This window comes from Anaerolineales bacterium, assembly GCA_015075625.1.
In the GTDB taxonomy this organism is placed as follows: domain Bacteria; phylum Chloroflexota; class Anaerolineae; order Aggregatilineales; family UBA2796; genus UBA2796.
Window position 1 is genome coordinate 1,091,983 of the sequence record JABTTZ010000001.1, and the last position, 12,330, is coordinate 1,104,312.

General features: G+C 59.0%; 11 protein-coding genes and 1 tRNA gene. 11 read left to right on the top strand and 1 reads right to left on the bottom strand.

Translation table 11 applies throughout. The features are described from left to right. Positions 1 to 73 precede the first annotated feature (73 nt). Together HS103_04590 and HS103_04595 are read left to right on the top strand one after the other, a co-directional pair. Positions 74 to 979 (top strand): DUF58 domain-containing protein, encoded by a 906-nt coding sequence (locus HS103_04590; protein ID MBE7512076.1) that lies wholly within the window; start codon positions 74 to 76, stop codon positions 977 to 979. Between the two features lie 4 nt (positions 980 to 983). Further along, a complete protein-coding gene (locus tag HS103_04595; protein ID MBE7512077.1) occupies positions 984 to 2,900 on the top strand; it encodes a hypothetical protein in 1,917 nt (638 codons plus the stop codon). A gap of 123 nt (positions 2,901 to 3,023) precedes the next feature. Here HS103_04595 and HS103_04600 read toward each other — a convergent pair whose 3' ends face one another. Further along, positions 3,024 to 3,254: a hypothetical protein gene (locus tag HS103_04600; GenBank protein ID MBE7512078.1), complete on the bottom strand. Its 231-nt coding sequence runs from the start codon at positions 3,252 to 3,254 to the stop codon at positions 3,024 to 3,026. A 79-nt stretch (positions 3,255 to 3,333) separates the two neighbouring features. Between HS103_04600 and HS103_04605 the strand changes: the two genes are divergently transcribed. From HS103_04605 to clpX, 9 genes are all read left to right on the top strand, one after another. Then, entirely contained in the window at positions 3,334 to 3,831 is a 498-nt protein-coding gene (locus HS103_04605) for a DUF3592 domain-containing protein (protein ID MBE7512079.1), read from the top strand. Between the two features lie 195 nt (positions 3,832 to 4,026). After that, entirely contained in the window at positions 4,027 to 5,073 is a 1,047-nt protein-coding gene (locus HS103_04610) for a thiamine pyrophosphate-dependent dehydrogenase E1 component subunit alpha (GenBank protein MBE7512080.1), read from the top strand. A gap of 5 nt (positions 5,074 to 5,078) precedes the next feature. After that, complete coding sequence (locus tag HS103_04615) at positions 5,079 to 6,065, top strand: alpha-ketoacid dehydrogenase subunit beta (GenBank protein MBE7512081.1); 987 nt, start codon at positions 5,079 to 5,081, stop codon at positions 6,063 to 6,065. A gap of 53 nt (positions 6,066 to 6,118) precedes the next feature. Next, positions 6,119 to 6,484 (top strand): cupin domain-containing protein, encoded by a 366-nt coding sequence (locus HS103_04620; GenBank protein ID MBE7512082.1) that lies wholly within the window; start codon positions 6,119 to 6,121, stop codon positions 6,482 to 6,484. A gap of 32 nt (positions 6,485 to 6,516) precedes the next feature. Then, a complete protein-coding gene (locus HS103_04625) occupies positions 6,517 to 7,893 on the top strand; it encodes a 2-oxo acid dehydrogenase subunit E2 (GenBank protein MBE7512083.1) in 1,377 nt (458 codons plus the stop codon). Between the two features lie 282 nt (positions 7,894 to 8,175). Next, a tRNA-Leu gene (locus HS103_04630) sits at positions 8,176 to 8,256 on the top strand. A 67-nt stretch (positions 8,257 to 8,323) separates the two neighbouring features. Further along, a complete protein-coding gene (locus HS103_04635) occupies positions 8,324 to 9,895 on the top strand; it encodes a trigger factor (protein MBE7512084.1) in 1,572 nt (523 codons plus the stop codon). Positions 9,896 to 10,225: 330 nt separating this feature from the next. Beyond that, positions 10,226 to 10,846: an ATP-dependent Clp protease proteolytic subunit gene (locus tag HS103_04640; protein MBE7512085.1), complete on the top strand. Its 621-nt coding sequence runs from the start codon at positions 10,226 to 10,228 to the stop codon at positions 10,844 to 10,846. A gap of 91 nt (positions 10,847 to 10,937) precedes the next feature. Next, positions 10,938 to 12,227 (top strand): ATP-dependent Clp protease ATP-binding subunit ClpX, encoded by a 1,290-nt coding sequence (gene clpX / locus HS103_04645; GenBank protein MBE7512086.1) that lies wholly within the window; start codon positions 10,938 to 10,940, stop codon positions 12,225 to 12,227. Positions 12,228 to 12,330 lie beyond the last annotated feature (103 nt).

Genomic DNA, 12,330 nt, shown 5'->3' on the forward strand with positions numbered 1-12,330 from the left:
TGGGGGATGCGGCGGGTGTAAACGGGCGCCCCGAAGGGCGTCGCTACACGTGCAATTTAGGTAGGAATAGGCTGTGCAAGAGACACTCTTTGACCAAACAACCCTGAACAAACTGAATCGGCTGACGCTGATCGCTCACAACGTGCGCAGCGGCGTGTTGAAAGGGGAGCGGCGTTCGGCAAAGCGGGGGACAAGCCTAGAGTTTGCCGACTACCGCAACTACACGCGGGGCGACGATCTGCGCCGCCTCGATTGGAATGTCTTTGCCCGTTTGGAACGCCCCTTTGTCAAGCTTTTTGAGGAAGAAGAAGATTTATCCGTCCATGTGCTGATTGACGCCTCCGCCAGCATGGATTTTCCCCGCACAGAGGGGGCGAACCCCGATCATCACAAGTTCCGCTTTGCGCAGCGGGTGGCGGCGGGCTTAAGTTATATTGCCCTAGGGACGGGCGATTACCTCACCCTGACGGCGCTTTACGGGGAAGGGCAAAACCGCAGTTGGGGACCGCTGCGCGGACGGGGGCGAACCTTTGCCGTGTTGGACTTCATCCGAGAGTTGACGCCCGTCAGCCACCTTGACTTCAACAGGGCGCTGAAAGACTATGCCCGCCGCAATGCCCGCGCTGGCTTGTTGGTGATCATCTCCGATCTGCTGGCGGTGGGGGGCTATCAGGATGGAATCGCCGCGCTCCAAAACGCCGGACATGAGATCGCCATCATCCACACGCTCTCGCCAGAGGAAGTCGCGCCCCCCTTGGCGGGCGATCTTCAGTTGGTGGATGTGGAGACGGGCATCAACCAAGATGTGACGATTGACGCCTCCATGCGCGATCTCTACATGAGCCGTCTTTTGACATGGCGCGACGAAAACGCCAAATTCTGCGCGAAACGCGGGGCGCATTACGCCACAGTGGAAACCAGCAGCGCGTGGGACGCCCTGATCCTCCACGAACTGCGCCGGATGGGGTTGGTGCGCTGAGGTCATGCCCCGTGCAGGTCGCCGTTGGATCGCCCTCAGCGTTCTGATCCTCCTCATTGCCTTCGCCTTTCGGCTGTGGCACTTGGGGACTCAAAGCCTTTGGCACGACGAGGCGTGGTCGGTCTTTAGCAGCTACACGCCCACCGCCCCACAGGGAATTCGCGGCAGCGACCCGAACGCCCCCCCCCTCTTTTACAGCACGGTCAACCTGTGGATGGTGGCGACGGGCGATACGGTGTGGGGGATGCGCTATTGGTCGCTGCTCCTCAGCCTGACCGCCGTTGCCGCCGTGATTGGGATCACCCGCCGCTGGTTTGGGCGCAGCGCCAGCCTGATGGCGGGGGCGCTCATGGCGATCAACCCCACGCTGTGGGTGTTCAGCCAAGAAATCCGCGCCTATACCGCCATGTCCGTGTTCGCCGTGATCCTCTTGGCGCTGCTTCACCCCTTCACCGTCCCTCGCCAAAAGGCGCTCCCCCCGCGCACATGGGCGTGGCTGCTCCTTGTGGAGTTCATCGCGCTCTACAGCCATACGCTCGCTGTGCCGTTGGTGGCGTGGCTCAACCTGACAGCGGCGATCATCTTCCTGTGGCGGCGGGCGTGGCGGCGCTTGGCGCTGTGGATCGCCGTCCAAGCCCTGATGGGCATCGCCTACCTCCCCTGGCTGCTGACCCAAAACCGCACGGGGACGCCCCTCAACACCCCACCGGCGATTAGCCCAAGCCTGATCGGGGACATTTGGGCGTCCTATTTCACAGGGATCAAAGGACTCTACCCGCACGAGAGTGCGTTGAGTGCCGCCATTATCATGTTTGGTGTCCTCGCCCTGCTGGTGGTGATTCGTGGTGGGCGGCGAGGCTATTCGGTGCGCGGGCTGCTCGTGCTGAGTCAGGTGGCGCTCCTGCCCGTCTTTCAGTGGGCGATCATCCGCGTCGCATCGATTGATTTTCACCCCCGTTATTTCATCCTGAGTCTGCCCGCGACGCTGATCCTGCTAGCGCTGGCGGCGCGGGGGTGGGCGGGGCGGGGCGCAGTGATCCTCACCGCCGCCGTTATAAGCGTCCTCATGACGGGGGCAGTCTACAGCACACCGATTTACCAACACGATGACTTCCGCGCAATTGCCGCACGCTATGCCCACGCCGAGGGGGATACGGCACTCGTCATTCCCTATGGGTGGGAGCCGACGCTTGATTATTACGGAAAGCACATGGGCTTTCGGGCGCCCTTCCTCGAAATTCCCCTTCACAGCACGCTGGATCGGATCATGACGGGCTTGCGGGAGGGGTTGGTGGGCAAACGCCGCGCCGAATTCCTCACATGGTTTCAACTCCCCGCCGATGTGCGCGGGGCGTATCCCTGCTTTTTAGGCGCGGTGGGGGAGAAAACAGACGAACTGACCGTCAGCGGGCTGCGCACGGAAACCTATCGCCTTGATCCGAACGCCCCGCTGGAGGATGTTTTTGCCCCGCTTCCCGTTCGCGATCCGCGCCCTGTGGGGGAGACGGGGATCGTCCTGAGGGGGACGAAGGCGATTCGCGGCTGCCTGATCCTGCTTTGGGGGGCGGGGCGCGATATAGACGAGGATTGGCGCGTTTCGCTGCGGGTGCGCGCCCCTTCTGGCGAGGAGATTCAGATTGGCGATGCCGACCTCTTGAATGATCGTCAACTGCCAAGCGCTCTCTGGCGGGCGGGCGAAGGCGGGGCAACCTTCATTCGCTACGGGGGACTCGATGGGGAACTGCCGGCGGGTACGCCATTTACCATTCTCTATCGCCGTGCCGATTTTGCCGAGGGCGGGCGCGTGGAAATCTTCGATTATTGCAGTACCCTCACTGGTTGGGCTGCAACCAGCCTTCTTACAGGAAGGACGGGCGTCGTTCGTTTACCCCTTGATCACCACCGCCTAGCCCATCGATAAGTATATCGTGATAAGCGAGGCTGTCAACGACTAAGGGGTCAATCTCCTTGAAAAATACTGTAGGGCGCGAGAGCAAGCGGACGCCCCCTGGGACGTCCCTATGAGGGTGCCGTGCGGGGGCGATCAGCGCCGATTGACAATGTTGCTGAAGATAAACATCGTCGTGCAGCCGCAAATGAGGACGAACACCAAGGCGCACCCCACGCGCATGATCCGCCCCGCCAAGCGAAAGACCGCCCCCACCACCATGAGCAGAACCATCAAACCGGCGGCAAAGATCAGCACGACGGCGGTTTGCCCCAGAGTCAACCCCCAGGGGGTCATGTTGGCGAGCATCTCGTTAATGGAATCCATCCTTTCAGTGTAGCATGTCCTGTGATCACGGACAATGCATCGCCGGTGTTAGGGTATGTTTGGATTAGGAGGCAGATCTATGGGGAGTTTTTTCACATCGTTCCGCACCATCAGCGCGGTGGGAATTGCCGCTGTACTTTGTGTGGTTGCCCTTCTGTTGGCGATCAGGGCGTTGAGGGGGTGGCGGTTGGCAGGAATTAGCCGAGGGTGGAACACGACACAAGGAACAGTTCTTGCGGCGGCTGTTCAGCGCAGCCGACGGGTAGGGCGAACGGGCGGCGGCGCGTTTTACCCCGTCGTTGCCTATGAATACAACGTGGGGGGAAAACGCTATGTAGGACAGCGCATCGATGCCGGATCGCCCGTAGGGATTGGAAACTATCAGGCGGTAGAGCGGCGAGTAGCCGCGTACCCCATCGGGGGAAAGGTGACGGTCTATTACGATCCGAACGATCCCGCCACCGCCGTTTTAGAACACAGCGCTGGGGCGAGTTCTACCATTCTCGTTGTTGCCGTTGTGTTGGTCATCATTGCCATCAGCGTGTTGATCACCTTTGGCGGGCTACGGCTTGGCTAAAGGGCGGGAGGGGGGCGGACACGCTGCGGCGTGTCCCTAATCCCCTCCCGAATCCCCCTAGCGCTTATCCGAAAAGACCACTGATGGTATAATTTTGGTGGTCAATGGTGAATGTGAACAAGTTCCTCTTGTTACAGGGAATTGCCTCATGTTCGGTTAAAAGATGTTGTTTTTCGCTCATCAAAGGAGTTTTGCATGGCTGTTTCACCAACCGTCGTCACCCGCCCCTCGGAGTCACTCTCCCCAGAGACCCTGCTTGAGATGTTCTGGCTGATGCTGCTTGCCCGCCGCACCGATGAGCGGGCATGGGTGCTGCACCGTCAGGGGAAGATCGCCTTCCACATCAGCGGGATGGGTCACGAGGCGGGGCAGATTGGTGCGGCGTTTGCCATTCATCGCGGGGTCGATTACGTTCACCCCTACTACCGCGATTTGGCGCTTGTCTTGGCGCTTGGCGTCACCCCCCGCGACTTTATGATCAGCCTTTTTGGAAAGGTTGGCGAACTCAGCAGCGCTGCCCGCCAAATGCCCAGCCATTGGAGCGCCAAACAATTCGGTCTGCTGTCGTCCTCCAGCGTGGTTGCCACCCAAGTTCCCCAAGCGGCGGGGCTGGCATTCGCCATTAAATACAAAGTCGAACAGGGCTTGATCGCCCCCGATGATTTTTCCCACCCGCGCTGCGCCATCACCTGTTTGGGGGAAGGCTCTACCAGTCAGGGCGAGTGGCACGAAGGGATGAACTGGGCGGGCGTTCACAACCTCCCCATGATCTGCATTGTCCAGAACAATAATTACGCCATCTCCGTGCCGATGGATAAACAGATGGGCGTTGGGCAGGTGGTCGAACGTGCCGTCGCTTACGGCGTGCGCGGCGAGAGTGTAGACGGGCATAACGCCCTAGAAGTGTATGATGTCATGCACCGCGCTGTCCAGCGTGCCTATAACGGCGAGGGTGCGTCCCTAATCGAAATGAAGGTCAGCCGTCTGACGCCCCATTCCTCCGACGATGATGATCGTACCTACCGCTCTCGTGAGGAATTGGAGGAAGCGAAAAAGTTTGATCCGCTTGTGCAGTTTGCTGGCGAACTGACCGAACGCGGACTGCTGAACGAGGAAAAACGGGCGGCACTGGAGGCGCGGGCAACCCAGGTGGTCAACGACGCCCAACGCGAGGCAGAGGCACTGCCCTACCCCGATGAGGCGACCATTTATGATTTTGTCTACGCGACGGAGGCGGACTAACCCCCATGCCCGAAATGACGTTAATTGACGCCCTGCGCGAGGGGATGGACGAGGAACTCGCCCGCGATCCGCGTGTCTTTATCACCGGTGAGGATGTCGGCAAGCGGGGCGGTGTCTTTCGTGCCACCGTCGGCTTGTTCGATAAATATGGCGAAGGGCGCGTCGTGGATTCGCCGCTTGCCGAACTCTCGATCATTGCTGTTGGGATCGGGGCGGCGCTTGCCGGGCTGCGCCCGATCTGCGAAATTCAATTTGCCGATTTTATCCACCCCGCTTTCAACCAGATCGTGAATGAGGCGGCGAAAATGTACTATCGCAGCGGCGGGCAGTGGTCTGTGCCGATGCTCATCCGCGCTCCCTATGGCGGCGGCATTGGCGGCGGCTTGTACCACAGCCAAAGCGTAGAGGCGTTCTTTTGCCATGTGCCGGGGTTGAAGGTCGTCATTCCCTCTACCCCTTACGACGCCAAAGGCTTGCTGAAAAGCGCCCTGCGCGACCCCAACCCCGTCCTCATGTTCGAGCCGAAGAAGGGCTACCGCAGCATCAAAGGGGACGTGCCGCCGGGCGATTACACCGTCCCGCTTGGTCCCGCCCGTCTTGCCCGCGAGGGGAGCGATCTCTCTGTGTTTGCCTATGGGATGATGGCGCATTACTGCGAGAAAGCGGCGGACATTGTGGCGCGGGAAGATGGCATTTCCTGCGATGTCGTTGACCTGCGGACGCTGCTGCCAGTCGATAGGGAATCGATCTTGCGATCCTTTAAAAAGACCGGCAAGGCGCTGATCGTCTATGAGGATAACCTCACCCTCGGCTATGGGGCAGAGGTCAGCGCGATCCTCGGTGAGGAGGGCTTTCAGTACATGGATGCCCCCATCCGCCGCTTGGGGGCGCCCGACATTCCCGCCGTCCCTTTTAGCCACCCCCTTCAGGAAGCCTTCATGCCCAATCCAGAAAAGATCGTTAAGGCGATCCGCGATTTGGCAGCCTATTAGTCCGACGAAGCACCCATCCAGCAAGTAATGAGCAGAGAACGAGGGTATCCACCATGACCAAAATCAACCTCACCCAAAAATTAACCCTCTTTCACGAGCAATGGTCGCCTAAGATCATTGGGACGGCAAACGGGCAGTTCATCAAACTGGTGAAAGCGCAAGGGGAATTCGAGTGGCACACCCACCCCGATAGCGATGATGTGATCTATGTCGTGAGGGGCTATCTGACGATCCGTTTTCGGGATAATGCCGTGACCTTAAACCCAGGCGAACTCTATGTTGTGCCAAAGGGTGTCGAACATCAACTCTACGCCCCAGAAGAAGTTCACCTCATGCTCATTGAACCAAAGGGAATGCACCATGCGGCAGAGGCGCTCAGCGAAGTAACTGCCGACAGCGATAAGCAGGATTGGATTTGACCGGATTGGTTTTGACCACCAAAGGATAGTTCATGCCGACGAATGTGATCATGCCCCAACTAGGGGAGAGTGTTGTTGAGGGGACGGTAGGGAAGTGGCTTAAACGGGAAGGAGACGCCGTTGCCGAGTTTGAGCCGCTGTGCGAGGTGCAGACGGACAAAGTAGATACGGAGATTCCCTCGCCAGCGGCGGGTGTTGTCTTGAAAATCTTCGTCCCAGAGGGAAAGACCGTCGAACGCGGCGTTTTGTTGGCGGTGATCGGACAGGCGGGGGAATCGGTGGGCGATGCCCCCGCCCCCGCCGCGCATGGCGGACACGGGCACGCCGCCCCTGCGCCCATCGCCGTGACGAATGGGAACGGCAAAAGCGAGAGCCAACGCCGCTACAGCCCTGTCGTTTTGAATATGGCGGCGGAACACGGCGTGAATCTCAACCTCCTTCAGGGGACGGGGATGAACGGGCGCATCACCAAAAAAGATGTAGAGGCGTACCTTGCCGGACGGGGCGGATCGGCTGCCGCAGCGCCCGCCCCTGCTGCGCTCCCCCCCTGGGAACAGCCCGGCGGCGGCGATCTGTTCAAGCCGACGGAGGAAATTTTCCGCAATGCGCAAGGCTCGGTAGGCGGGCAGACACAGCCATCCCTTCCGGCAGCACCCACGCCAAGAGCGGCAGCGCCCGCGCCGTCATTCCCCACGCCAAGCGGAGGGGACACGTCTGTTGGGACAGTGATTCCCCACACAGCGATACGCCGCTCGATTGCCGCCCATATGGTGCAAAGCAAGCTGCACACCGCCCCCCATGTGACCACCGTCTTTGAAGTCGATATGAGCCGCGTCATGGCGCATTGGCGGGCAAACGAAGCCCCCTACAAAGGGCAAGGCGTGCGGCTCACCCTGACGGCATACTTCATCACCGCTATGGTTAAAGCGGCGGTGGCACAGCCAACGCTGAACGCCCAATGGACAGACGAAGGGCTGTTTGTGCCAAACGGTGTCCATGTGGGCATGGCGGTGGCGCTCAGCGATGGCTTGATCGTCCCTGTGATTCGGAACGCTCAGGACCTCAGCCTTGCCGGAATTGCCCGACAGATTGGCGATTTGGCAACCCGCGCCCGTGCCAAACAGTTAAAGCCCGACGAGATTCGCGGGGGGACAATCACCCTGACGAATCACGGTGTGTCGGGAAGCTTGTTTGCCACCCCGATCATTAACCAGCCGCAGTCTGCGATTGTGGGGGTAGGAGCGGTGACGAAGCGCCCCGTTGTGCTAGAAACACCAGAGGGGGATTCGCTGGCAATCCGCCCGATGATGTATGTGACACTCACCTTTGATCACCGCGTCGCTGACGGCGCGGGGGCAGATGCCTTCCTCGCCACCTTCAAAAAGACGCTGGAAAGCTGGCGCGATTAGGGTCAGATGGGAAGCGCTCCCCCCCCGCGCCATGTTGGGGGTGTCGTGTGCGCCCGCCGCTGAAGCAGTGGGCTAAAAGTGACCACCCCTACGGGGCTTGAAAGCAAACAATGCGCTCCCCCGCGTTCGTTTTAAGCCCCAACGGGATGGTTATCCCCTAGCGCGTGGGCATTCAGCCCCGCGCCATCCGCGTACCACGCAGGGGTGGGAATGGTGTAACGGTGTGGGTTGGAATTCGCAATTGTCAGACCCCTTTTTCTATCTTATAATCGTCATTCCGTTGGGGACGTGGCGGAATTGGCAGACGCGCATGACTTAGGATCATGTGGTATTACCGTGAGGGTTCAAGTCCCTCCGTCCCCACCTCAGCCGTGTTAAGTCGGTCTGCAAAAGAATGTCCACCTGCTACTGCTGCATAGGGTAACACACGTTGAATATCCAAGTTGAACACCTCGATAACCACATTGCCCGTCTCGCCGTCACGCTGGACGCCGAACGGTTGCTAAAAGCGAAAGAAAGCGCTGCCCGCAAGATTGGGCAGAAGGTGAACATCCCCGGCTTTCGGCGGGGAAAAGCGCCCTACAAGATTGTCGCCCGTTTTGTGGGCGAGGCGGCGATCTTGGAAGAAGCGGTTGAACAGCTTGGCAACGAACTTTACCCCCAAGCCCTGAAGGAATCCGGTGTGAATCCCTATGGGATGGGATCGCTGGAAGATGTCACCACCGATCCAACGATTCAACTGATCTTCACCGTTGCCAAGCAAGCCACCGTCGAATTGGGCGGTTACCGCACCATTCGCCTCCCCTACGAACCACCCTCCATCGAAGATAAAGATGTGAATGCTGCGCTGAACGATCTGCTTGACAGCCGTGCGTTGGTGGAGCCAGCCACCCGCTCTGCCCAACTGGGCGACATGATTGTGGCGGATGTTCACGGCGAAGTGATTCACCCCGAACACGAACATGACCATAACCATGACCACGCCGCCGAGGGCGACACCCCCGCCGAGGCAAACACTGAAGGGGAAGCCGAGCCGAAAACGCCGAAATCGGTGGAAGAACGCACCGAACCCTTCATTGACCGCGAAAAGCAAGAGTTCCTTCTCTATACCCCCGAACAAGGCGAAGACCGCGACCCCGTTCCCGGTTTTTCTGCCCAGTTGGTGGGCTTAGGCGCGGGGGAATCGAAGGCGTTCACGATCAGCTTTGCCGAAGACCACGAGGATAAGGCACTGGCGGGACATGCCTTCAAATTTGAGGTGACGATCCACGAGGTGAAGGCGCGAACACTCCCCACCCTGAACGATGCCTTTGCTGAAACGGTCTTGGAGGGGAAGTACAAAACCCTTCTTGATCTGCGCATTGGGGTGCGCAAAGACCTTGAAACAGCGGCACAGCGCGAGGTCACCCGCAATTATTCCTCAAAGGTCTTGGCGGAAGCCGTCAAGGGCGCAACCGTCCAGTACCCAGAGGCGATGGTGGAGGATTACACCTCGAACCTCCTGCGCGATCTGGATGAGAACCTTCGCCGGCAGAATCTTTCCCTTGCCCGCCTGATGCAGATTCAAGGCAAAGATGAGGCGGCGCTGCGCAAAGAGTACCGCGAAACCGCCGTCAGCCGCCTGATCAACGATGTGGTGGTGAAACACCTTCTAGAGCGGGAGGCGATCACCGTCACCCCAGAGGCGCTCACCACCCGCATGGACGAGATGGCGAGCCGCTTTTCCAGCGATGAGGAACAGGCGAAGAACTTCCGCCGTTTTTTGGAGCAGAACGAGACCAAGACAGCCGTTGCCGCCGATTTGCTCCTAGAGGGGTTGCAAGAGCGCCTCGCCGCCATTGGGCGCGGCGACGATCTGCCTGAAGTAACGCTGCCTGCCACTGCGGGGAGCGCCGTGAATGAGGCGGCGGGCGATGTGGCTGCCGCCGCAGAAGCCGCAGTGGAAGCCTCCCTCCCAAGCGAACCATCCTCCGCAGGGGCGGCGGAAGATCAGAACGCCTAAGAGTCTACTCGTAAATTCGGAGAGGACGTGTGAGCGTACTCTCTTGGCAAAACGCCTGGCGCTTCTCAAAGGGCGTTTTCCTCACCGTCTTCTGCTGAGAGGTGGGGGAGGGGGGCAGCGCCCCTCCTAAAAAAGACGTTATTCCCCCTCTCCCGCACAGCGGGAGAGGGGGGTAGGGGATGAGGGTTTTCCCTAATATCTGCCCATAATTTATGGATAGACACTTAGACACCCATTCTTGCACAACTCTAATTGGCGTCTTGTGCGCATCATGGTAAGCTAATGGAACGACTATCGATCATGGCAATCTGCGGAGGGCAATAACCCGCCATGAAACCTCACCCCCTCAACCCGTTGAGCTTGATCATTCCAACGGTGGTTGAAACCACCGGACGCGGCGAGCGCATTTACGACATTTATTCGCTCCTGTTGAAAGATCGCATCATTTTTCTTGGCACACCGATCAACGATCAGGTGGCGAATTTGATCGTGGCGCAGCTGCTTTACCTGAACCACGAAGACCCCGAACGGGACATCAAAATGTATATCAACTCCCCCGGTGGGAGTGTTTACGCTGGCTTTGCCATTTACGACGCCATGCAACTGATCTCCGCCCCTATCGAAACCACAGCCATTGGCTTGACGGCGAGTTTCGGGACGGTTTTGCTGGCGGCGGGGACAAAAGGCAAGCGCTATGCGCTGCCCAATGCAACCATCCACATGCACCAACCGTTGGTCAGCGGCGCCGTTGGCGGGCAAGCCTCCGACATTATGATTCAGGCAAACGAGATGATTCGCCAACGGGAAAAACTCTATAAAATTCTCACCGAGGCAACCGGGCAAAGCCGCGAGACGATTGAAAAAGATGCGGATCGCGATTTCTTCCTCGATGCCGCCCGTGCCGCCGAATATGGTTTGGTGGATGCCGTCTTGTCGCCTGTTCCGGCGTGATAGACCAACCCTCCCCGTTGATCGCGCTACCATACGGTAAGCATCATCAGGGGGGCTCGTTTGAATGTCCCGTTAAAGAGAGTATACGCCCATGCTAACACCGCCTTCCGCAGGAACACAACGTTGTTCGTTTTGCCGCCGCCCCCGCGCTGAGGTCAGCCACCTTATTGCCGGACCCGATGGGATTTTTATTTGCGATGAGTGCGTGGAACTCTGCCAGCGCATTTTGGATGACGAACAATCGGACGAAACACCCAAGACAGAATTCAAGCTGGAGCGCATCCCCTCCCCCCGCGAGATCGTCAGCCACCTGAACGAGTATGTTATTGGGCAAGACCGTGCCAAGCGCGTCCTCAGTGTGGCGGTCTATAACCATTACAAACGGATCAATGCCGGCGGGATTATTGGCGATGTGGAGATTGAAAAGAGCAATATCTTGCTCATCGGTCCCACCGGATCGGGGAAAACACTCCTTGCCCAGACGCTCGCCCGTATTTTGGATGTGCCGTTTTGCATTGCCGATGCTACTGCCCTCACCGAAGCGGGCTATGTCGGTGAGGACGTTGAAAATATCCTTCTGCGCTTGATCCAAGCTGCCGATTTCGATATTGCCAGCGCCGAACGCGGGATCATTTACATTGATGAAATTGACAAGATTGGGCGCAAGAGCGGCGATAACCCCTCGATCACCCGCGATGTCAGCGGGGAAGGCGTTCAACAGGCGCTGCTGAAGATCATCGAAGGAACAGTGGCGAACGTCCCCCCGCAAGGCGGGCGCAAACATCCCCATCAGGAATTCATCCAACTGAACACGCACAACATTCTGTTCATCTGCGGGGGGATGTTCAACGGGCTGGATAAAATCATCGGGAAACGCCTCGGCTCTGGCGGCAGCATGGGCTTTGGCGGCGCTGGCAAGCGGGAAATTCCCTCTGTCGAACTGCTTCCCCAAGCCACCCCCGACGATCTGATGCAGTTTGGCTTGATCCCCGAACTGGTGGGACGCTTGCCTGTCACAGTGAATGTTGAGCCGCTTGATAAGGACGCGCTCATGCGCATTTTGACCGAGCCGAAAAACGCCCTCGTCAAGCAATACCAACGGCTGATCGCCCTCGATCATGTGGAGTTGGAGTTTGAGCCAGAGGCGCTCTCGGCGGCGGCGGATATTGCGCTTAAGCGCGAGACGGGCGCACGCGGACTGCGCGGCGTCCTCGAATCGACGCTCTTGGATGTCATGTACGAAGTGCCGGGCAACAGCGATGTGCAGAAGGTTGTCGTCACCAAAGCAGCCATTGAACGCACAGGGACGCCCTTGCTCATTGGAAAAAATGGGGAAACCATCCCCTGGGGCAGCGGCGGGAAATTAGACGCGGCAGCATAGGCACACTCGCTGATCGCCGCACCCTGTAGGGGCGACCCCACGTGGTCGCCCGCTGCGTCCTAGCCCCCCCACCCACCCCGCATCCCTTCTACAGCCGGTAATT

Coding starts and splice junctions, on each gene's coding strand:
- HS103_04615 (MBE7512081.1), top strand. CDS start 5,079: ATGCCCGAAATGACGTTAATTGACGCCCTGCGCGAGGGGATGGACGAG.
- HS103_04605 (MBE7512079.1), top strand. CDS start 3,334: ATGGGGAGTTTTTTCACATCGTTCCGCACCATCAGCGCGGTGGGAATT.
- HS103_04640 (MBE7512085.1), top strand. CDS start 10,226: ATGAAACCTCACCCCCTCAACCCGTTGAGCTTGATCATTCCAACGGTG.
- HS103_04625 (MBE7512083.1), top strand. CDS start 6,517: ATGCCGACGAATGTGATCATGCCCCAACTAGGGGAGAGTGTTGTTGAG.
- HS103_04610 (MBE7512080.1), top strand. CDS start 4,027: ATGGCTGTTTCACCAACCGTCGTCACCCGCCCCTCGGAGTCACTCTCC.
- clpX (MBE7512086.1), top strand. CDS start 10,938: ATGCTAACACCGCCTTCCGCAGGAACACAACGTTGTTCGTTTTGCCGC.
- HS103_04620 (MBE7512082.1), top strand. CDS start 6,119: ATGACCAAAATCAACCTCACCCAAAAATTAACCCTCTTTCACGAGCAA.
- HS103_04600 (MBE7512078.1), bottom strand. CDS start 3,254: ATGGATTCCATTAACGAGATGCTCGCCAACATGACCCCCTGGGGGTTG.
- HS103_04595 (MBE7512077.1), top strand. CDS start 984: ATGCCCCGTGCAGGTCGCCGTTGGATCGCCCTCAGCGTTCTGATCCTC.